We start from the raw sequence: 19,550 nt of genomic DNA, 5'->3' as shown, positions 1-19,550 counted from the left end.
CGGCCTCCTAGGCGGTCGCGATGCCGGGCGTCTTGCGCGGCCGGGGAGCGCGCTTCGGCTTCTCCGGGTAGTCCGACTCGACGCCGCCCTCGGAGAGGCTGCCGTCGACGGGGAGCTTCGACGGGATCGCGACCGGCGGGCGGTCGGAGAGCGGTCGGGCCTCGCTCGACAGCCACGTCGGGCGCTCGGGGAGCTTCTCGACGTTCTCGAAGATCGCGGCGAGCTGCTCGTGATCGAGCGTCTCCTTCTCGAGGAGCTCGGTAGCGAGGTTGTCGAGGATGTCACGGTTCGCGTTGAGCACCTGCCACGCCTCGTCGTGCGCCTGCTCGATGAGCGCGCGCACCTCCTCGTCGATCGTCTCGGCGATCGTGTCGGAGTAGTCGCGCTGGTGGCCCATATCGCGGCCGAGGAACGGCTCGCTCGAGGCCTGGCCGAGCTTCACGGAGCCGACGCGCGCCGACATCCCGTACTCGGTGACCATGCGGCGCGCGATCGACGTCGCCTTCTCGATGTCGTTGGATGCCCCGGTCGTGGGGTCGTGGAACACGATCTCCTCGGCGACGCGGCCACCCATCGCGTACGTGAGCTGGTCGAGCAGCTCGTTGCGGGTGACCGAGTACTTGTCCTCGAGGGGGAGCACCATCGTGTAGCCGAGGGCGCGACCGCGCGGGAGGATCGTCACCTTCGTCACGGGGTCGGTGTTGCGCATGGATGCCGCGGCGAGGGCGTGGCCGCCCTCGTGGTACGCCGTGATGAGCTTCTCCTTGTCGTTCATCAGGCGGGTGCGGCGCTGCGGGCCGGCCATGACGCGGTCGACGGCCTCGTCGAGGGCGCGGTTGTCGATGAGCTGCGCGTTGCTGCGGGCGGTGAGAAGCGCGGCCTCGTTGAGCACGTTCGCGAGATCGGCCCCCGTGAAGCCGGGCGTCTTGCGGGCGAGCACCTCGAGGTTGACGCCGTCCGCCATCGGCTTGCCCTTGGCGTGCACCTCGAGGATGCGCTTGCGGCCCTGCAGGTCGGGCGCGTCGACGCCGATCTGGCGGTCGAAGCGGCCCGGGCGCAGGAGCGCGGGGTCGAGCACGTCGGGGCGGTTCGTCGCCGCGATGAGGATGACGTTGGTCTTGACGTCGAAGCCGTCCATCTCGACGAGCAGCTGGTTGAGCGTCTGCTCGCGCTCGTCGTTGCCGCCGCCGATACCGGCACCGCGGTGACGGCCGACCGCGTCGATCTCGTCGATGAAGATGATCGCGGGCGAGTTCTGCTTCGCCTGGTCGAACAGGTCGCGCACGCGGCTTGCACCCACACCCACGAACATCTCGACGAAGTCCGAACCGGAGATCGTGTAGAAGGGAACGCCCGCCTCGCCGGCGGTCGCGCGGGCGAGGAGCGTCTTCCCGGTTCCGGGAGGGCCATAGAGCAGCACGCCCTTGGGGATGCGCGCTCCCACGGCCTGGAACTTCGCCGGGTCCTTGAGGAAGTCCTTGATCTCCTCGAGCTCCTCGATCGCCTCGTCGGAGCCCGCGACATCCGCGAACGTGACCTTCGGGGCCTCCTTGCCGACGAGCTTGGCCTTCGACTTGCCGAACTGCATGACGCGGTTGCCGCCGCCCTGCATGCGGCTCAGGAGGAAGTAGAAGATGACGCCGATGATGAGGAACGGGAGGAGGATCCCCAGCAGACTCGTGAAGAAGTTGGTCTGCGGCACCTCGTCGTCGAAGTTGTCGAGCTTCGCCGAGTTGATCGCGTCGATGACCTCGGGGCCGCGGGGGGCGACGTAGTAGAACTGCACCTTCGTGCCGTTGTCGCCGTCGGCCTCGCTCAGGGTGAGGTCTACGCGCTGCTCGCCGTCGACGATCTTCGCCGACTCGACGGTCGTGCCCTTGAGGAGGTCGAGTCCCTCCTGCGTGGTGATCTCGCGGAAGCCGCTCGCAGTGAGGAGGCTCGAGCCGATCGCGACGACTGCGATGGCGAGCAGGATGTAGATGATCGGGCCGCGGAAAATGCGCTTGATGTCCATGTTGTTCCGGGCTCTGGGCGCCCCGGCACCTTCCTCACGAGAAACGTCCTGTAAGGCTACCGGTGTTGCGCTGGAGGAGGGCTGGATGTTCGCCCAGCGCGGAGCGCTGCACGAGCATCCCCTCGGATAAGCGTGAAGGGCGCGTCCGGGGGAAGACGCGCCCTTCACAGGGAAGCTGCAAGCAGGGGGGGCTGCTAGCTGCTCTTCGCCGAGCGGCGCAGGAGCAGGACGCCCCCGGCCAGGATCACGGCGAGACCGATGCCGGCGATGCCGAGCACGGAGTTCTCAGAACCGGTCGCCGCGAGCTGCGGCGCCGCCTCCGGCGCACCGCCCATCTGGGGAACGGCGAAGCCGACGGTCACGCCGCCCACCATGCCCCACGTGTAGCGGCCGAGGACGGAGCTGTTGAGGCTGTTGGCGGTCAGCGACGTGGCGGCGCCGTCGACGAGCGCGCCGCGCGGGGTCGTCGGGAACAGCTCGAAGGGGGTAGCGGTCGTGCCATCCCAGTTGGCCCAGCCAACTCCCCAGCGGTAGCAGTCGACGGGGGTCTCCTCGGACTCCTCATCGGTGCACTCCTCACTGTCGACGACGTAGCCGTCTTCCGGGTCGGTCGCGGTGCCGAAGTTGAACTGGATGGTGAAGTCGTAGCCGACCGTGTCTCCGTCGGTCGTCGCTTCCTTGATGAACACGATCTGGAACGTGTTGCTCAGAGTCTTGTCGTTGTCGTCGTCGAACATCTGGACCCGGTACCAGGTGATGACGACAGCGTCCTTGCCGTCGACCGTCGTGGTGCCGAAGTATATCTCCGCCGGCACACCGAAGCCGTCGTCGGTGATCGGGTTGCCGTCGGCGTCCTCGACCTTGTTCTCGAGGTCGATGTCGGCGGCGAGCGCGGCGATCACCGGAGCCTCCGAGTCCTCGGCCAGGTCCGCGAGGTTCTCGTCGTACTCGTCCTCGCAGCTGTCAGCGGTGGTCGGCACCGGGTAGACCACCCCGTTGGTGCTGATGCAGAGGGCCGCGTAGGCGGTCCCGAAGAAGTTGATGGGGAACGGCAGCGCCACGGTCTCCGTGTCGTCGTCCTCGTCGGAGAGCTCCGCGACGATCGAACCGACCGGCCCGTCGGTGCCGTAGATCATGGCGTCGCTCACATCGCCGACGCCAGGCCCTGCGGCGAAGGCAGCCGAGGGGATGCCCAGAGTGATCACCGCCGCTACGGAGAGTGCGGCCAGAGTGGTTTTCGCAACGTTGCGCATGGATGTTTCCGTCCCCTTGGATGCGACCGCGTCCCCGTGCGGCCGTCTGCATCACCCTATCGGGTGCGGGGTACAGCCCGCCTCCGGAGTATGACCCCAGAACGGGGGTCATCCTCGGGCACCGGGTCAGGAGTAGACGTGCGGCGCGAGCACGGCGACGCCGCGCAGATTGCGGTACTTCTCCGCGAAGTCGAGCCCGTAGCCGACGACGAACTTGTTGGGGATGTCGAAGCCCACGTAGCGCACGTCGACCTCGACCTTCGCGGCATCCGGCTTGCGCAGCAGAGCGCAGATCTCAACGGATGCCGCCCCCCGGCTCTCGAGGTTCGCGCGCAGCCACGACAGCGTGAGGCCCGAGTCGATGATGTCCTCGACGATGAGCACCTTGCGCCCCTCGAGGTCGGAGTCGAGGTCTTTGAGGATGCGCACCACACCGCTCGACTGGGTGCCGGCGCCGTACGAGGAGACCGCCATCCAGTCCATCTCGAGGCCAGGCAGCTTGAGCTCGCGGGCGAGGTCGGCCATCACCATGACGGCGCCGCGCAGCACCCCGACGACGAGGAGCTTCTCGCCGTCGTAGTCCGCCTCGATCGCCCGGGCGAGCTCGGCGATCTTCTCGTGGATGTCGGACTCGGTGAGGAGCACCTCCGCCAGGTCGTTCTCGACGTCGCTGAATTCCATGGCGATTCCCTATCCCGTGGCCGTGAAGTGGAGCAGTCCGCTGCGCCGTTCCACCCTAACGCCGGGCAGGTCGACTCCCGACTGCCCGTGCCAGTCGGTGACGAGCCGCGCGACCTCGAGGGTCTGCGCGCGGGAGAGCGACACGTGGAACTCGCTCGCCACCGCGAGCCGGATGAGCCGCTGCCGCAGCGCCGCCGGCTGCACCTCGAGCGCCTTGACGGGCAGCGAGATACCGGCCTCCGAGTGCTCGGCGAGGTCTTCCGCGATCTCCTCCGCAAAGTGGTCGAGCGCGTCGGCGTCCTCCCGGAGCTGCTCCGCGGTGCGCGCGAGCGCCTCCGGGATGCCCGGGCCGAGCTCCTGCTCGAGCACGGGCAGCACGGTGCGACGCACCCGCACCCGCGTGAACGCCGGGTCGTCGTTCTGCGGGTCGAGCCAGGGCTCGAGCCCGGCATCCGCGCACGCCTGCACCGTCGTCGCGCGCCGGATGCCCAGCAGTGGCCGACGGTACAGCCCCGACACCGGCTCCATGCCCCGGATGCTCGTCGCCCCACTGCCCCGGGCGAGACCCAGCAGCACGGTCTCCGCCTGGTCGTCGAGCGTGTGGCCGAGGAGCACCGCGACCGCGCCGGTCTGCGCCGCCACGGACTCGAGTGCGGAGTACCGGGAGGCGCGGGCGGCGGCCTCGGGGCCGCCGTCCCGGCCGACCGCCACTCGCCTGAGCTCCACGGGGTCGAGGCCGAGAGCGTGGGCTTGGCGGGATGCGTGCGCCGCGGCATCCGCCGATTCGGGCTGGAGACCGTGGTCGACGATCACGGCGCCGGCGCGCAGCCCCGCGCGGGGTGCCTCGAACGCGGTCGCGGCGGCGAGCGCGAGGGAGTCGGGGCCGCCGGAGAGGGCGACGATGACGAGCCCGTCGGACGGGAGAGACGCCCGCACCGCCCGGCGCACATCCGCGATCGCGGGGGTGAGTCTGGGGCGGTCGGGCGGCATCAGCTAACGTTAGTGCAGCATTCCGCCGATCATCCAAGGAGCACACGCATGGCCGCCTACGACGTCGTCGTCGAGATTCCCGCCGGGAGCCGCAACAAGTACGAGGTCGACCACGAGACCGGTCGCGTCTTCCTGGACCGCTACCTCTTCACCACGTTCCAGTACCCGACCGACTACGGCTTCTTCGAGCACACGCTCGGCCTCGACGGCGACCCGGTGGACGCGCTCATCCTGCTCGACGCGCCCACCTTCCCGGGCGTCGGCATCTCGGTGCGCCCGGTCGCCGTGTTCAACATGACCGACGACGGCGGCAGCGACGCGAAGGTCATCTGCGTCCAGGCGAAGGACCCGCGCTGGGCCCACATCCAGGACCTCGCCGACATCCCCGAGTTCACGAAGAAGGAGATCGAGCACTTCTTCGAGCACTACAAGGACCTCGAGCCCGGCAAGTGGGTCAAGATCGACGGCTGGGGCGACGCCGCCGAGGCCGAGGCGGTCGTGCAGGCCGGCCTCGCCGCGTACAAGGCGCGCTGACGCTTGGGGCGAAGGCCATTTCTGGCCTTCGCGCGTCGCCAGCGCCGACGCCCGTCTCGGGCGTCGGGCCACCCGCCCCGCCGCCCCTACGGGGTCGGCCGACCCGCGTACGGCATGATGTCGGAGTACCGCACCGGGGTCACCCGCACCGGTACTCCGGGCCGCGGGGCCTCGATCATCATGCCCCCGCCCACGTAGAGCGTCACGTGGTAGAACCCGCCGCCATCGGCGTAGAAGATGAGGTCGCCCGCCACCATCTGGCCGATCGGCACCAACCTGCCCTGGTTCGCCATCGTGTAGTACTGGCTCGACACGAGGTGGGCGCCGATGTACACGCCGACCGACGCGTACGCCGCCTGGGTGAGTCCCGAGCAGTCCCACGCGTCCGGGCCGGAGCCCGCGAACACGTACGGGTCGCCGAGCTGGGCGTAGGCGAAGGCGATCGCCCCGGCGGCCGCTGACGCGTTCGGTGCGGGCGGTGGCGGGTTGGGCGCGGGGCCGCCGCTCGGGGGCGGCGGAGCGTTCTGCTCCTCCTGCTCCTGGGTGACGCCCTCCATGTACCGGGCCTCGACGTCGGCGGTCGTGCCGCGGAGGGTCGCGAGCTGGGCGTACATCTGGTCGGAGGCGGCCTGCTGCTCCGCGACTCGGGCGGCCGCGGCATCCGACGCCGCCTTGGCCGCATCGAGCGCCTTCTGCGCGTCGGCGGCGACCTCCTGGCGCTCCACCTCGGCGACGCGCGCCTGGGCGGTGAGCGACTGGGCGAGGTTGCGGTCGAGGGTCGCCTGCTCGTAGATCTCGCGCGCCTGCTCCGTCACCTTGCTCGCCGTGCCGAGGGCACCGAGGAGGTCGTCCGCGTTCGGGCTGAGGAACAGCTCGAGCGTGAGACTGCCGCCTCCGGTGCGCGCGAGCTGGGCGATGAGCTGCCCGGCACGCTGGCTGGACTGCTCGGCGCGCTCCGAGGCGGCGTCGGCCTGGGCATCCAGCCGATCCGCGCGCGCGGTCGCCGTGTCGAGGGCGACGCGGGCGGCGTTGTACTCCTCGGCCTTGATCTGGGCGGTGCGCCCCAGTTCGGCCGCCTCGTTCTCGAGGCCCACGAGGAGCCCCTCGATCTCGTCGATCGCCGCTTGCGTCTGCGCCTCGTTCTCGCGCGCGGCGAGCACGTCGTCCCACGACGGGTAGTCGTCGGCGGATGCCGGTGCCGCGACGCCGAGCGTCAGCAGCAGGCTCGCGGCCGCAATGGGTGCTCCGAAGTAGCGGTAACGCGCTCGCATCACCGCTCCCTGACTTCGGAGCGATTAGCCAAGCGTGATTCCCTGTCCTCGGAAGAACGGCACCGGGTCGGTCGCGGAACCCCAGATGCGCACCTCCAGGTGAAGGTGGCAGCCGGTGGACGCACCGGTCGTGCCGACGCTCGCGATGCGCGTGCCGACGCCGACGTTCTGGCCGTAGCTGACCAGGATGCCGCCGTTGACGATGTGCCCGTAAGCCGTCTGCACGCCGCCGCCGTGGTCGATGAGGATGAAGTTGCCGTAGCCGCCGTTCCAGCCGGCGTACACGACGGTGCCGGAGCTCGCCGCGAAGATCGGCTGGCCGCAGCCCGCGCCGAGATCGGTGCCCTGGTGGTAGCTCGACGCGCCGGAGGTCGGCGGGATGCGGTAGCCGAAGTTGTCGGTGATGCGCCCATTGACCGGCTTGGCCCAGCCGCTGAGGCTGATCTCGCCGGCGTCGAGGGAGGCCCCCGAGTTGATGCGCTCCTGCACCCCCGCGAGGTAGTCCGCCTCGGTCGCGGCGCGCTTCTCCTTGAGCACGATGAGCTGCTGCTGGAGGCGGGCCTGGTTGTCCTGCTGCTCGGCGAGCGCGGCCTGCGCCGCCTGCGACGCGGCCTGCGCCTCCTGGAACGCCTTCTCGGCGGCGATCTTGAGCACCTCGAGCTCGTCGCGAGCGACCTCGGCCTGGTCGGTGAGGGCCTGCGCGGTGTTGCGGTCGAGGAGGGCGCGCTCGTAGATCGCGTTGGCCTGCTCCGCGATCTTGCTCGACATACCGAGGCCGTAGAGCAGGCTGTCGGCGTTGCCGGAGTTCGCCAGGAGGTTGGCCGTGACATCCCCGCCGCCGGCGCGCACGAGCTGCGCCGCCATCTGGCCGGCCCGCTGCTCGGACTGGGTGGCCGCGGCATCCGCTGCCTCCGCCTGCTCCAGGAGGTTCGCCGCCCGGGCGGACGCCGCCTGGAACTTGGAGTCGGCGGCGCCCCAGATCTCACCCTTCTTCTGGGCGTCCTCCTGCGTGCGCTTGACCTCCGCCTCGAGCTGGCCGAGGAGCGCCTCGATCGCGGCGATCTGGTTCTTCGTGGCCGCCTCGTCGTTGCGCACCGCGGCGACGTCGTCCCACGTGGGGTAGTCCTTCGCGAACGCCGGCGGAGTGCTGCCGAGGATGGTGCCCGTGACGAGCGTGGCGAGCACAGCGGCGATCGCGACGAGGCGGCGCGGTCGTGCGCCGGTCGCCGCGCTGAGTGCCCCCTGGCCGAAGCGCGTCTTGCTCATGAGTCCCCGAATCGTGTCACAGGCCGCGTGAAGTCACGCTGTTAACACAAATAACATTGCTAACAGTAGCAACACGACGCGGTCTTGCCCAGTACTGGATGGCGCTGCGAACGTTCAACGCCGGGTTGAACGTAACCCGGCGTGGTGCCGGGGGCGCGGACATCCGCGCGCTTTCGGGGAATCGGATGCGCGGGTGTGGCGGTCGCTGCGGAGTGCCCCTTGTCCGAAAAGCCCCCATTTCCGAAAAGACGGAGACCCGGGGCATCCGGGCCCCCATCGTGCGGAACCGGGCGCGCCCGCGGCGCGATCTCCGTCGTTTCGGGTGGGGCGGGTCGGCGCGCGGCCTTCGGTCGGAGATTCTGCTCCCCCGCAGGCCCCCCGCGGCGCGAAGCCCCGAAACTCCGACCGAGCACACACCGCGCGGCTGTCGCCGTCCGAAACGACGGAGAGCCGAGGCATCCGGCCCCCAATCGCGCGGAACAGCGCGCGCCTGCCGCGCGATCTCCGTCGATTCGGACAGGATGCGGACAGGATGCGAGTGCCGACAGCGCTGGCCCGGTGCCGACAGGGCACCGCCCCCACGCTGGTTTGGCAATTCGCGCGCGCCCCCGTATGCTTGTCCCTCGGTAGCTAAGCGGTCTGACTGCGAGGCCCCATCGTTTAGTGGCCTAGGACGGCGCCCTTTCACGGCGTTAACACGGGTTCGAATCCCGTTGGGGTCACGAAACACAGAACGAAATAGCTTGGCCCTGTAGCGCAGTTGGTTAGCGCGCCGCCCTGTCACGGCGGAGGTCGCCGGTTCAAGTCCGGTCAGGGTCGCAAGGTACGGCTTCTCTCGCCAGTTGCCGTTCCCCACGGCTCTGTAGCTCAGTTGGTAGAGCGCACGACTGAAAATCGTGAGGTCACGGGATCGACGCCCGTCGGAGCCACCACTCGAAGCCCTCGCAGTATGCGGGGGCTTTCGTCATGTCCGACCGCCCGTTCCCCGACCCTGCGGCTGCGCGTATCGTCGAGCTGATGGACCCCTTCGAATCGCTGCTGTTGGATCGCCGCCGGACGATCCTCGAGGCGATCGACGCCTCGGGCGACGAGCTCGCCGGGATCCGTTTGGCCCGCTCCGACGGAACGGCCGACGACGAGCACGACCCGGAGGGATCGACGCTCGCGTCCGACTGGTCGCGCATCACGAGCCTCCACGCTGACGCGCGAGCGAGCCTCGACGAGGTCGATCGCGCGCTCGAACGCATCCGGCTGGGCACGTTCGGCACGTGCGTCGACTGCGGTCGGCAGATACCGGATGCCCGGCTCCGCGTCCGGCCGTGGGCGGACCGCTGCGTCACCTGCGCGTCGCACTGACCCGAGCCGGCGAGAGCCGCGGGGATCAGCGATCCCGCGCCGCGGCATCCCCGTCCCCCCACCGGAGGGCGAGGGCGAACTCGACGGCGTCGGCGTGCCGCACGGGCGAGTAGCCGGTCAGCTCCTCGATGCGGCGGATGCGGTGGGCGATCGTGTTGACGTGCACGAACAGCGCCCGCGCCGCACGGGACTGCGAGAGGTCGTTCTCGAGGAGGGCCTGCACGGTCTCGACGAGGTACGGGTGACCGTCGAGAGGAGCGAGCCGCGACTCGACGAGGGCCGCGGCCGCTGAGGGCCGACCGTCGAGGAGGATGTCGACGAGCGCGTCGTGGTGCTCGACGACGACGCGCGGCTCCCGCGACCGCGCCCCCGCCCGCGCTGCGGCCGCCGCCTGATGGCACGACGACGCCAGTCGCGCGAGCTCGGCGCTCGACTCGCCCACCCCCACGCGGATGCGCGCGTCGCCGTCGAAGGCCTCCACGAGGTCCCGGATGCTGCGCACCACCGCCTCGCGATCGTCCCGCGCGCACACGAGCGCGAGGGGGAGTCCCCCCTGCTCCCCCGTCAGCACCGCCTTCGCGACGGGGTGGAGCGCGGTGCCGAGCCGACGACGGACCCTCTCCACCTCCAGCCGGTCGTGCTCGGGGTCCTGCTGCTCGCCCGCCGTGTGGACGTCGAACGCGATGGCGAGCCACGGGCCCTTCAGGGGCACCCCGAGGGTGCGGGCGCCCTCGACGAGCAGCGCCTCGTCGGCCGGGTCGGCCTCGACCACGAGTCGCACGAGTTGGAGCTCTGACCGCCGACGCGAGGCATCCATGGCGGTCGCGGTCTCGCGGTAGGCGGCGATCATGCCGTCCGTGAGCAGGTCGAAGGTGGTCAGCAGCAGCTCCACTCGCCGTTCGATGAGTCCGTGCGGCCACGACTCCGACGCCGCGAGGAGGTCGAGCATCATCACGCGCTCGGCGGAGCGGTACGCCTGGATGACCGACTCGAGCGGCACGGACTGCGCGGCCCGCCGCCGACCGAGGAGCCCGGCATCCTTGCCCGCTCCCGGCGCCGCGGACCCCCGATCGATGACCTCGGACGCGAGCTCGATGGTGAGCCGCACCGAGGCCCTTAGCTCGTTCTCGTCGAAGAAGTCGGGCGAGTAGCCCGGGTAGACCTGCCACATAAGGGCGGATGCTCGCGCTGTCAGCTCGGCGATGTCGGGACGGTACCGACTCGATTGTGAAACCACCACAGCAGAGTAGGCGCAACGGGGTCATTTCTGCCATGGCGATTGTGTCTATCGCACGTCAGCCTGGAACTGCACGTCAAGCAAAGGAGCACCGTGGTGGATTCACTGGACCTCATCGAGGAAGAACTGTCCGATCCGACGCCCGGGGTCGCGGAGGACCTCGCCGCCCTCGACGGAGACGTCGTCGTCCTCGGTGTCGGCGGCAAGGTCGGCCCGAGCGTCGCCATCATGGCGCAGCGGGCGATCGCGGCAGCCGGTCTGGACAAGAAGGTGTACGGGGTGGCGCGCTTCAGCGATGCGCGCGCCCGGGCATCCCTCGAGCGCTACGGGGTCATCCCCGTGCCTGCCGACCTCACCGACGACGAGCAGCTCGCCGCGCTGCCGGACGCGGCCAACGTGGTTTACATGGCGGGCAAGAAGTTCGGCACCGTCGGCGACGAGCACACGACGTGGATGATGAACTCCTACCTCCCCGGTCGCGTCGCGCAGCGCTACCGCGACTCGCGCATCGTCGCGTTCTCCACGCTCGTCACGTACCCCCTCGCCGATGCGGGGACCGGCGGCTCCCGCGAGACCGACCCGCCCGGCCCGCTCGGCGAGTACGCGGCATCCTGCGTCGGCCGCGAGCGCGTCTTCGAGCACTTCTCCCGCGTCAACGGCACCCCCGTCCTGCTGTTCCGCCTGGCCTACTCGATCGAGACGCGGTACGGCGTGCTGCTGGAGATCGCGCAAGCGGTCAAGGACGGCGCGGCGATCCCGCTGGAGATGGGTCACACGAGCGTGATCTGGCAGCAGGATGTCGCGGCCTACGCACTGCGCAGCCTCCGCCTCGCGTCCTCGCCGCCGCGGGCCCTCAACATCACCGGGCCGGAGATCGTCTCGGTCCGCTGGCTGGCCCACCGCTTCGCCGAGCGGTTCGGCGTGGAGCCGGTGTTCGAGGGCGTCGAGTCCGGCACGGCGTACGTGCTCGACGGCAGCGAGCTCCAGGCGGAGTTCGGGTTCCCCACGACGACGCTCCAGCGGATGATCGAGAAGGTCGGCGACTGGGTCGAGGCATCCGGGCCGACGATCGGCAAGCCCACGAAGTTCCAGATCCGCGACGGCGGGTTCTGATGGGCGCGGACCGCAGATCGGTCGGCACGGGCGCGCTCATCAACTGGATCGACGTCCACGACAGCGACTACGAGCTCTTCGAGGAGTGGTACCTCGGCCAGCACCTGGAGGAGCGGGTCGGCGTGCCGGGGTTCATCCGGGGGCGGCGGTTCCGCGCCGTCGACGAGCGCTCCCCCGGCCGGTACCTCACCGTGTACACGACGGGGAGCGTCGACGTGCTCGCGTCGGCGCCCTACCTGGCCCGGCTGAACAGCCCGACCGAGCTGACTCGCGAGGTCGTGGCGAAGTTCGCCCTGTTCCGCCGCGCGGCCGCTCGGATCACCGCCCGCGACGGCCTCGCCACCTCCGGGCGGGTCGCGGTCATCGAGCTCGACCCCGAGACGACGGTAGGCGTCGCGGAGGTGCTCGAGTCGAGCATCCTGCCGCAGGCTCGCGAGAGCCGGCAGATCCTGTCGGCCCTGTTCTTCGAGCCCGATACGGCGGCGACGGCCGCGAAGGCGAGCACCCAGGAGGGTCAGGCCGGCACGGAGAGCCTCGGCCCCGCCCTCCTCGTCGTCGACCTCTCCCCCGTGGCGGAGCCGAGCTGGCTCGTCGGCGTCCAGCGGCGGCTCGAGCAGCTCGGCGCGACGGTGCTCGAACCCGCCCGGCTCTACGACCTGATCGTTGACCTCAGCCACGACGCACTGCAGGAAGGACTCGGACATGCGGATCGCTAACCTCGACGGCCGCCTCGCCCTCATCACGCCGGACGGCGCCATCGACGTCCACCGCGCGAGCGACGGGCGCTTCGGCCCCGACCCGATGTCGGCCTTCGACGACTGGGATGCCCTGCTCGAGTGGTCCGAATCCGCGCCCTCGGGCGCCGAACCCGTCGATCCCGCCCGCCTCGGGCCTCCCGTGCCGCGACCACGGCAGATCTTCGCGATCGGCCTCAACTACGTGCGCCATGCCGTCGAGTCGGGCCTCCCCGTGCCGACCGTGCCGCTCGTCTTCACCAAGTTCGCGAGCGCGATCGCCGGCCCGGTGGGCGAGGTCGCCCTGCCGGGCTCGAGCGTGGACTGGGAGGTCGAGCTCGTCGTCGTGATCGGCCGGGAGACCCGCGAGGTCGACGAGTCGGATGCCTGGGCGCACGTCGCCGGGCTCACCGCGGGCCAGGACTTCTCAGACCGTCAGCTCCAGAACGCCGGCTCCCCGCCGCAGTTCAGCCTCGGCAAGTCGTACCCGGGGTTCGCTCCGATCGGCCCGGAGCTCGTCTCCGTCGACGAGTTCGCCGACCCGGACGACCTGCGAGTCACGACGATCATCGACTCCGAGGTGCGTCAGGACTCCCGCACCTCCGATCTCGTCTTCAGCGTTCCCCAGCTCGTCGCGTACCTGTCCCGCATCGTGACCCTCCTCCCCGGCGATCTCATCTTCACGGGCACGCCCGAGGGGGTGGGGCTGGGCCAGACGCCGCCGGTGTATCTGCGCGAGGGTCAGGTGGTCGAGACCGTGATCGAGGGCATCGGCTCGCTCCGCCACGTCATGCGGGGCCAGCGGTGAGCGGCACGATGAGGGCGGCCGTGTGGGAGCCCGGCTCGCCGCTGCGGGTGGAGAGCATCCCGATCCCCGTCCCGCACGCCGGGGAGGCCCTCGTGCAGGTGTCGGCGTGCGGCGTCTGCCACACCGACCTGCACGTCATGAAGGGAGAGGTCGCGTTCCCCGCCCCCGCGGTGCTCGGCCACGAGATCTCCGGCCGGGTCGTCGAGATCGGTCTCGGCACGACGCCCGAGCAGGTGCCCGCGGGCATCGAGCTCGGTGAGCGAGTGGTCGGGGCGTTCATCATGCCGTGCGGCACCTGTCGGCGGTGCCTCGCCGGCCGGGACGACCTGTGCGAGCCCTTCTTCGAGCAGAACCGCCGCCGCGGCGTGCTCTTCGACGGCAGCAGCCGGCTCGCCCGCGCCGACGGCAGCCCGCTCGCCATGTACTCCATGGCCGGTCTCGCCGAGTACTGCGTCATCCCGCTCACTGCACTCGCCCCGCTGCCTCACGACCTGCCCGAGTTCGAGTCGGCGGTGCTCGGCTGCGCCGGGCTCACCTCGTTCGGCGCCGTGCACCGCGCGGCAGGCGTGCGCGAGGGCGACACCGTTGCCGTCATCGGGGTCGGCGGGATCGGCCTGTCGATCGTGCAGCTCGCCCGCGCCGCGGGCGCCGGGATGGTCGTGGCCGTCGATCTCGACGACTCGAAGCTGCAGACCGCCCTCGACCTCGGGGCCACCCACGCCGTCAACTCCCTCACTGCCGGGGACCCCGTGCCCGTCGTCCGCGAGTCGAGCGGCGGGGGCGTGGATGTCGCGTTCGAGGCGATCGGCACGCCGACGACGCTGCAGCAGGCCGTGGGGATGCTCGCGGAAGGGGGCAGGGCGGTCGCGGTGGGGATCGCCGCGGGGGACGCGGCGGCGAGCATCCCGATCACCCCTCTCGTCCGTCGCGCGCAGAGCATCGTCGGGTCCTTCGGCGCCCGCACGCGAAGCGACCTGCCGGAGGTCGTCCGGCTCGCTCGCGAGGGCAGCCTCTCGGTCACCGACACCGTCACCCGCTCGTACGATCTCGACCACGTCGCGACCGCGTTCGACGACCTCGCCGCTCGGGCGATCAACGGCCGCGCGATCGTGCGGATGCGCTGAGTCAGGCGATCGTGCCGAGCACCTCCTGACGGACGAGCCCGAGCAGCGGCTCTCCGTCGAGGTAGCGGCGCAGCTCCTCGATCGCGAACGCCCCGAGGAGCGCGCGCTCGCTGCCCTGGATGCCGGCCGCGTGCGGCGAGACGAAGACGTTCGAGAGCTGGAGCAATCCGCTGCCCGCGGGCAGGGGTTCGGGCTCGGTGACGTCGAGGATGGCGTCGATCCGGCCGCTCGCGCACTCGGCCTCGAGCGCGTCGTGGTCGATGAGCGACCCGCGAGCCGAGTTGATGACGGTGGCGCCGTCCGGCAGCATCGCGAGGCGGCGGGCGTCGATCATGCGATCGGTCTCGGGGATCGAGGGCGCGTGCAGGGTGAGGATGTCGCTCGAGCGGCACAGCTCGTCGAGCGGCAGCGGGGTCGCGCCGAGCTCGCGCAGCCGCTCATCGCCGACGACGGGGTCGTAGGCGCTGACCGTCCACCCCTCGGCGACGAGGCTCCGGATGACGGCCGCGCCGATCCTCGACGCACCGACGACCCCCACGCGCAGGCCGACCTTGCCCTGCCGCCCGCCGACCGGCACGAAGGTGCCCGAGCGGTACGACCCTGCGAGGGAGATCACCCGGTGCGAGGCGAGGAAGACCATGGCCCGCGTGTACTCGATCACGGGGATCGCGCCGATCTCCACCGCCGAGCTGACGAGCACGCCCGCATCCCAGACGTCGGGCGTGAGGTGGCCCTTCACGGAGCCGGCGGCGTGGATGATCGCCTTCAAGCGAGGGGCGTGGCGCAGCGTCTCGGCGTCGATCGTGACCCCGCCCCAGCTGGTGATGAGCACATCGGCGCGCTCGAGCTGAGCGAGACCGTCGGCGTCGAGCTCGGACACCGCTCGCGTCGACAGCACATCCGCGTGCCGCGACAGCTCCTCGAGGAGGGGAGCGGGAAAGACATCGGGCAGGATGTCGGGCCACATGCTGAGAACGACCGTGGGTCGTTCCCGCCGGGGAGCCGCGCTCAGCCCAGGCGTGACCGGAGCCACTCCAGCTTCCTCCACTCCTGCCGCTGGCCGCCGCCCTCGTGAGCCGCGTACGGGTAGATCGCGATGTCCTTGTCGTCCGAGCCGTAGCCGTTGTACGCGGCGAAGACGGTGCGCGGCGCACAGACGGCGTCCATGAGTCCGACGGACATGAGCGCCGGTGCCGTCGCGCGAGTGGCGAGGGTCGCGGCATCCACGTACGACAGGGTGCGGAAGACGGTCTCCTCCCAGTCGATGTGCGTGCGCAGGAGATGGACGATCTCGCCGTACCCGTTGCTGGTCTCGTCGGCGAGCGCGACGGCCTCGGGGAAGTCGCAGAGGAACGGCACATCGGCGGTGACCCCCGCGAGCCCGTCGCTCAGCCCCGCGGCGGCCAACGCGATTCCGCCGCCCTGGCTCACGCCCCCGACGAACACCTTCGTCGCGTCGACCGCGTCGACCGCGCGCACGGCGTCGACCGCGCGAGCCGCGTCGCAGAACACCCTGCGGTAGTAGGCATCCTGGGGGGACAGGATGCCTCGAGTGAGCCACCCGGACGCCTCCGGGCCGGAGCCCCCGACGGGGTCGGGTGTGCCGCCGGCGTTCCACCCGCCGCCGCCCTGACCGCGGGTGTCGACGGACAGGTGGGCGAATCCGGCGAGCGGCCACAGCTGCGGCTCGTGCGCCCACGACCGGCCGCCGCGGTAGCCGTGGAACTGCACGTACGCCGGGAGGGGCGCGGGCGCGTCCGTCGGCACCCGGAGCCACGCGCTGATGCGGTGGCCGCCGAAGCCGGCGAAGGAGAAGTCGTAGGTCGTCACCCCGGCGAGACCGAGGTGCACCTCCTCCATGCGCACGTCGATGTCGTGCGCGCGCGCCTCGGCGAGGGTCGTGCTCCAGAACTCGTCGAAGTCGCTCGGCTCGTTCAGCGGGGGGCGGTGCTCGCGCAACTTCTCGAGCGGGAAATCGAACTGCATGTCGAACGGCTCCTGGACTACTTGATGCCGCTGGTCATGACACCGCGGACGAAATGACGCTGGAAGATGAGGAAGACGATGACGACCGGCACGAGGGTGATGACCGACGCCGCCATCTCGGCGTTGAACGAGAGCTCCTGCGCCTTGAGGGAGTTCAAGCCGAGCGTGAGCGTGTAGTTCTCCGGGCTGCGCGTGACGATGAGCGGCCAGAGGAACTCGTTCCAGTGCCAGAGGAAGGTGAAGATCCCGAGGGTCGCGAGCACCGGACCGCACAGCGGTAGCACGATCTGGAAGAAGATCCGGAAGTCGCCGGCCCCGTCGATGCGCGCGGCTTCGAGCAGTTCATCCGGGATGCCGCGGATGAACTGCCGCATCAGGAAGAGGGCCTGCACGCTCGCGATGCCGGGCAGCAGGAGTCCGGCGAACGTGTCGACGAGCCCGAGTCGCGAGATGAGGATGAACTGCGGGATCAGGTACAGCTGGCCGGGCACCATGAGCACCGCCACACACATCCAGAACAGGATGTCGCGCCCCTTGAAGTTCTTCTTCGCGAACGCATAGCCCGCGAGCGAGGCCAGGAACAGCGTGAGGACGACGGCGAGTCCCGCGAACAGCACGGTGTTGATGAACCACCGCCCGAGATTCGCCCCGGAGATCGCCTCGATGTAGGGGCCGAGGTCGATCTTGGTCGGGATGAGCGAGCCGGGCAGGTCGAAGGGCCCCGGGGTCGAGATCGACATCACGATCATGACGTAGAAGGGGAAGGCGGTCGCCGCGGCGACGATGATGAGCGGGATGTGCGGGGCCCAGCCGGAACGCCGGGTCCATCGCACGAGGCGGTTGCGCCTCCGGGGGCTAGTCGAAACGGTCAACTCTGGTTATCTCCGAACAGTCGCCGCTGGATAGCGGACACACCGAATGTGATGAGGAAGAGGATGACGCCGGCCGCACTCGCGAAGCCGAAGTCGAAGTAGTGGAAGCCCTGGTCGTAGAGGAAGAACACGAGCGAGTAGCTCGACCGCACGGGGCCGCCGGAGGTCATCACGTAGATGAGGTCGAACACCTGGAACGACCCGATGAACGACAGGATCACGACGACCAGCAGGGTGGGGCGCAGCTGGGGCAGCGTGACGTGCCAGTAGCGCTGCCACGCGTTGGCGCCGTCGACCTTCGCAGCCTCGTCGAACTCGGCGGGGATGGCCAGCAGCCCCGCGAGGATGATGAGCATGAAGTAGCCGAATCCGCCCCAGATGCCCACGATCGCGAGCGACTGCACGACGGTGTCGCCCGAAGTGAGCCACGGGATCGGGGGGACCCCGAACAATCCGACGAACCAGTTCGCCGGCCCGTTGTCGGAGAGGATCCACCGCCACACGAGTCCCGCTGCGACGAGGCTCGTCACGACCGGGAGGAAGAACAGCGTGCGGTACACGCGCATCCCGCGGATCGACCGGTTGGCGAGCTGCGCCATGAACAACGAGAAGATGACGCTGCCCGGCACGGCGACCGCCGTGTAGAGGGCGGTGACGCCGAGCGCGTTCCAGAAGAGCGGGTCGGCGAACAAGCGCTGGTAGTTCTCGATGCCGACGAAGTCGATCTTGCCGCTGATCGAGTACGAGCCGAACGACAGCGCGATCGCGGACAGCGCCGGGATGATCCGGAAGATCACGAAGAAGAAGAGGTAAGGCGCGATGAAGAGGAACGCGATCTTACTGGGGCGGCCGATTCGTCGCCGCGCGGGCCGCTCGTCGAGCGTGTTCGCAATGAGTGCAGTCATGTTTCATCCTCGAGGTGCTGCGGCGGGACCTGGCAGTTCCCGCCGCAGCACCTGATCATTAGCGCTGGAGGATTCCCTCGACGTCGGTGCAGGCCTTGGCCAATGCATCCTCGGGGGAGAGCTGTCCGAGCAGCGCGGCCTGGACCTGCGGCTTGATGAGGTCCATGATCTGACGCGCGTTAGGAGCGCTGACGCCCGTCTTCACGAGGTCGAGCTGCTTCTCCTCGCCGGCCTGGAGCGTGCCCTCCTCGTAGAGGCCGGTGTCCGCGGCGATCGGCGAGAAGTAGGTGCGGTCGAGGTTGTACTCGCGCGTGATCTCGGGCTGCGAGAACCACTGCAGGAAGACCTTGGCTGCTTCCTTGTTCGGCGAGCCCTCGAGGAGGCCGAGCGAGCCGACGGCACCGTAGGTCACGGTCTCCTCGTCCTTGAGCGGCGGGAGCGAGAGCCAGTCGTCGCCCGGCTCGATGCCGCTCTGGACGAGCGTTCCGGAGGCGGTCGACATCGTCATCGCGGTCAGCCCGCGCTGAAGGGGAGCGTTCTGGTCCGGCCCGGTCGTGAGGTAGGTGGAGTCGGCCCAGCCGTTCTCGAAGATCGTCTGGAGGAACTCGATCGCCTTGACGCCCTCCTTGCTGTCGAGCGTGCACTCGGTGCCGTCCTCGCTGAGGACGTCACCGCCGGCCTGCCAGAGCAGCGGGTAGAAGGTGAGGTTGAGGCTGGGGCCGGCGTCGCCGTAGTAGTCGACCAGGTAGTAGCCGGCGTCCTTGAGAGCGGGGGCATCCGCGAGCGCTTCGTCCCACGTGGTCGGGTACTCGGTGATGCCCGCCGCCTCCCACGCCGGCTTGTAGATGAGGCGCGAGGATACGGACTGGAGGATCGGCAGCGCGTAGATCGTGCCGTCGTAGCTGACGCCCTCGACCGCGGGCTCCGTGTAGACGGACCAGTCGGGGATGACGTCGCTGACGTCGGCGAGCACGCCCTGCGAGGCGTACTGGCCGATCTGGTCGGGGATGAAGTAGACGAGGTCGGGCGCCTGGCCACCGGCGATCGCCGTGGTGATCTGGGTGTCGCGGTCGGCCCAGGGCTGCACGACGACCTCGAGGTCGATGTTCGGGTAGTCCTCGTTGAACTTCTCGACCTCGTCCGCCCACCAGGCGGCCTCATCGATGTAGGGGTAGACCCACATCGTCACCTCGCCGGTGACGTCCTCGGGGTTCGCGCTGGGGTCGGTCGACCCGGTAGTCGTGCAGGACGCGAGAAGTGACGTCGCGGCCACGGCACCGACGAAAGCTGTGACAAGCTTGTGCCTCTTTGCCATGTGAGATTGTCTCCATTTGTCGTGATCGCCCTCCGTTGGGCGATTGATCGAGTAAGAATCTCCCGAGCCTTTCGGGCAGTCAATGACTGTT

The 19,550-nt window shown here is 69.8% G+C and carries 18 protein-coding genes and 3 tRNA genes; 9 read left to right on the top strand and 12 right to left on the bottom strand.

The window, feature by feature from the left end:
* Positions 1 to 7 precede the first annotated feature (7 nt).
* From ftsH to tilS, 4 genes are all read right to left on the bottom strand, one after another.
* Positions 8 to 2,014: an ATP-dependent zinc metalloprotease FtsH gene (gene ftsH, locus Q5716_RS10470; RefSeq protein ID WP_305003080.1), complete on the bottom strand. Its 2,007-nt coding sequence runs from the start codon at positions 2,012 to 2,014 to the stop codon at positions 8 to 10.
* 194 nt (positions 2,015 to 2,208) lie between these two features.
* Entirely contained in the window at positions 2,209 to 3,267 is a 1,059-nt protein-coding gene (locus Q5716_RS10465; protein ID WP_305003079.1) for a nidogen-like domain-containing protein, read from the bottom strand.
* Positions 3,268 to 3,393: 126 nt separating this feature from the next.
* On the bottom strand, positions 3,394 to 3,948 hold the full coding sequence (gene hpt / locus Q5716_RS10460) for a hypoxanthine phosphoribosyltransferase (RefSeq protein WP_305003078.1): 555 nt from the start codon (positions 3,946 to 3,948) through the stop codon (positions 3,394 to 3,396).
* A gap of 9 nt (positions 3,949 to 3,957) precedes the next feature.
* Positions 3,958 to 4,938, bottom strand: a complete 981-nt coding sequence (gene tilS, locus Q5716_RS10455) for a tRNA lysidine(34) synthetase TilS (RefSeq protein ID WP_305003077.1) — start codon at positions 4,936 to 4,938, stop codon at positions 3,958 to 3,960.
* 48 nt (positions 4,939 to 4,986) lie between these two features.
* Here tilS and Q5716_RS10450 point away from each other — a divergent pair, with 48 nt between their 5' ends.
* On the top strand, positions 4,987 to 5,472 hold the full coding sequence (locus tag Q5716_RS10450; RefSeq protein WP_305003076.1) for an inorganic diphosphatase: 486 nt from the start codon (positions 4,987 to 4,989) through the stop codon (positions 5,470 to 5,472).
* A gap of 86 nt (positions 5,473 to 5,558) precedes the next feature.
* Here Q5716_RS10450 and Q5716_RS10445 read toward each other — a convergent pair whose 3' ends face one another.
* Together Q5716_RS10445 and Q5716_RS10440 are read right to left on the bottom strand one after the other, a co-directional pair.
* Positions 5,559 to 6,743, bottom strand: a complete 1,185-nt coding sequence (locus Q5716_RS10445) for a C40 family peptidase (RefSeq protein ID WP_305003075.1) — start codon at positions 6,741 to 6,743, stop codon at positions 5,559 to 5,561.
* A 24-nt stretch (positions 6,744 to 6,767) separates the two neighbouring features.
* Positions 6,768 to 8,009, bottom strand: a complete 1,242-nt coding sequence (locus Q5716_RS10440) for a M23 family metallopeptidase (RefSeq protein WP_305003074.1) — start codon at positions 8,007 to 8,009, stop codon at positions 6,768 to 6,770.
* A gap of 649 nt (positions 8,010 to 8,658) precedes the next feature.
* On the opposite strand from Q5716_RS10440, the gene Q5716_RS10435 reads away from it, so the two are divergent.
* The 4 genes from Q5716_RS10435 to Q5716_RS10420 all read left to right on the top strand — a co-directional run bounded on the left by Q5716_RS10435 (position 8,659) and on the right by Q5716_RS10420 (position 9,365).
* Positions 8,659 to 8,731: transfer RNA gene (locus Q5716_RS10435), tRNA-Glu, on the top strand.
* Between the two features lie 23 nt (positions 8,732 to 8,754).
* Positions 8,755 to 8,828 (top strand) — tRNA-Asp (locus Q5716_RS10430).
* A gap of 37 nt (positions 8,829 to 8,865) precedes the next feature.
* Positions 8,866 to 8,941, top strand: a tRNA-Phe gene (locus Q5716_RS10425).
* A 34-nt stretch (positions 8,942 to 8,975) separates the two neighbouring features.
* The gene (locus Q5716_RS10420; protein WP_305003073.1) at positions 8,976 to 9,365 is read left to right on the top strand and encodes a TraR/DksA family transcriptional regulator; all 390 of its coding nucleotides are present in this window, start codon (positions 8,976 to 8,978) and stop codon (positions 9,363 to 9,365) included.
* Between the two features lie 25 nt (positions 9,366 to 9,390).
* Here the strand turns inward: Q5716_RS10420 and Q5716_RS10415 are convergent, their stop codons facing one another.
* Positions 9,391 to 10,602, bottom strand: coding sequence for a PucR family transcriptional regulator (locus tag Q5716_RS10415; protein WP_305003072.1), 1,212 nt, complete (start codon positions 10,600 to 10,602; stop codon positions 9,391 to 9,393).
* A gap of 93 nt (positions 10,603 to 10,695) precedes the next feature.
* On the opposite strand from Q5716_RS10415, the gene Q5716_RS10410 reads away from it, so the two are divergent.
* From Q5716_RS10410 to Q5716_RS10395, 4 genes are read left to right on the top strand one after another with little or no spacing between them, the layout of a single operon-like run.
* Complete coding sequence (locus Q5716_RS10410; RefSeq protein WP_305003071.1) at positions 10,696 to 11,715, top strand: NAD-dependent epimerase/dehydratase family protein; 1,020 nt, start codon at positions 10,696 to 10,698, stop codon at positions 11,713 to 11,715.
* Positions 11,715 to 12,431, top strand: a complete 717-nt coding sequence (locus tag Q5716_RS10405) for a hypothetical protein (protein ID WP_305003070.1) — start codon at positions 11,715 to 11,717, stop codon at positions 12,429 to 12,431. The genes Q5716_RS10410 and Q5716_RS10405 overlap by 1 nt, the downstream gene beginning before the upstream one ends.
* A complete protein-coding gene (locus tag Q5716_RS10400; protein ID WP_305003069.1) occupies positions 12,418 to 13,257 on the top strand; it encodes a fumarylacetoacetate hydrolase family protein in 840 nt (279 codons plus the stop codon). Before Q5716_RS10405 ends, Q5716_RS10400 begins: the two co-directional genes overlap by 14 nt.
* Positions 13,254 to 14,381, top strand: coding sequence for a zinc-binding dehydrogenase (locus Q5716_RS10395; RefSeq protein WP_305003068.1), 1,128 nt, complete (start codon positions 13,254 to 13,256; stop codon positions 14,379 to 14,381). Before Q5716_RS10400 ends, Q5716_RS10395 begins: the two co-directional genes overlap by 4 nt.
* Position 14,382: 1 nt before the next feature.
* Here the strand turns inward: Q5716_RS10395 and Q5716_RS10390 are convergent, their stop codons facing one another.
* From Q5716_RS10390 to Q5716_RS10370, 5 genes are read right to left on the bottom strand one after another with little or no spacing between them, the layout of a single operon-like run.
* Positions 14,383 to 15,414, bottom strand: coding sequence for a hydroxyacid dehydrogenase (locus Q5716_RS10390; protein WP_305003067.1), 1,032 nt, complete (start codon positions 15,412 to 15,414; stop codon positions 14,383 to 14,385).
* Entirely contained in the window at positions 15,390 to 16,367 is a 978-nt protein-coding gene (locus tag Q5716_RS10385; protein ID WP_305003066.1) for an acetylxylan esterase, read from the bottom strand. Before Q5716_RS10385 ends, Q5716_RS10390 begins: the two co-directional genes overlap by 25 nt.
* A 17-nt stretch (positions 16,368 to 16,384) precedes the next feature.
* Positions 16,385 to 17,200, bottom strand: coding sequence for a carbohydrate ABC transporter permease (locus Q5716_RS10380; RefSeq protein WP_305003065.1), 816 nt, complete (start codon positions 17,198 to 17,200; stop codon positions 16,385 to 16,387).
* Positions 17,201 to 17,235: 35 nt separating this feature from the next.
* On the bottom strand, positions 17,236 to 18,144 hold the full coding sequence (locus tag Q5716_RS10375) for a carbohydrate ABC transporter permease (RefSeq protein WP_305003064.1): 909 nt from the start codon (positions 18,142 to 18,144) through the stop codon (positions 17,236 to 17,238).
* A gap of 58 nt (positions 18,145 to 18,202) precedes the next feature.
* The gene (locus Q5716_RS10370) at positions 18,203 to 19,459 is read right to left on the bottom strand and encodes an ABC transporter substrate-binding protein (RefSeq protein ID WP_305003063.1); all 1,257 of its coding nucleotides are present in this window, start codon (positions 19,457 to 19,459) and stop codon (positions 18,203 to 18,205) included.
* Positions 19,460 to 19,550 lie beyond the last annotated feature (91 nt).

This window comes from Antiquaquibacter soli (genome assembly GCF_030580675.1).
Taxonomy (GTDB): Bacteria; Actinomycetota; Actinomycetes; order Actinomycetales; family Microbacteriaceae; genus Rhodoglobus; species Rhodoglobus soli.
The sequence above is the reverse complement of the archived record's forward strand: the minus strand, read 5'-3'. Positions and strand labels throughout refer to the sequence as shown.

Coding starts and splice junctions, on each gene's coding strand:
- ftsH (WP_305003080.1), bottom strand. CDS start 2,014: ATGGACATCAAGCGCATTTTCCGCGGCCCGATCATCTACATCCTGCTC.
- Q5716_RS10465 (WP_305003079.1), bottom strand. CDS start 3,267: ATGCGCAACGTTGCGAAAACCACTCTGGCCGCACTCTCCGTAGCGGCG.
- hpt (WP_305003078.1), bottom strand. CDS start 3,948: ATGGAATTCAGCGACGTCGAGAACGACCTGGCGGAGGTGCTCCTCACC.
- tilS (WP_305003077.1), bottom strand. CDS start 4,938: ATGCCGCCCGACCGCCCCAGACTCACCCCCGCGATCGCGGATGTGCGC.
- Q5716_RS10450 (WP_305003076.1), top strand. CDS start 4,987: ATGGCCGCCTACGACGTCGTCGTCGAGATTCCCGCCGGGAGCCGCAAC.
- Q5716_RS10445 (WP_305003075.1), bottom strand. CDS start 6,743: ATGCGAGCGCGTTACCGCTACTTCGGAGCACCCATTGCGGCCGCGAGC.
- Q5716_RS10440 (WP_305003074.1), bottom strand. CDS start 8,009: ATGAGCAAGACGCGCTTCGGCCAGGGGGCACTCAGCGCGGCGACCGGC.
- Q5716_RS10420 (WP_305003073.1), top strand. CDS start 8,976: ATGTCCGACCGCCCGTTCCCCGACCCTGCGGCTGCGCGTATCGTCGAG.
- Q5716_RS10405 (WP_305003070.1), top strand. CDS start 11,715: ATGGGCGCGGACCGCAGATCGGTCGGCACGGGCGCGCTCATCAACTGG.
- Q5716_RS10400 (WP_305003069.1), top strand. CDS start 12,418: ATGCGGATCGCTAACCTCGACGGCCGCCTCGCCCTCATCACGCCGGAC.
- Q5716_RS10385 (WP_305003066.1), bottom strand. CDS start 16,367: ATGCAGTTCGATTTCCCGCTCGAGAAGTTGCGCGAGCACCGCCCCCCG.
- Q5716_RS10375 (WP_305003064.1), bottom strand. CDS start 18,144: ATGACTGCACTCATTGCGAACACGCTCGACGAGCGGCCCGCGCGGCGA.
- Q5716_RS10370 (WP_305003063.1), bottom strand. CDS start 19,459: ATGGCAAAGAGGCACAAGCTTGTCACAGCTTTCGTCGGTGCCGTGGCC.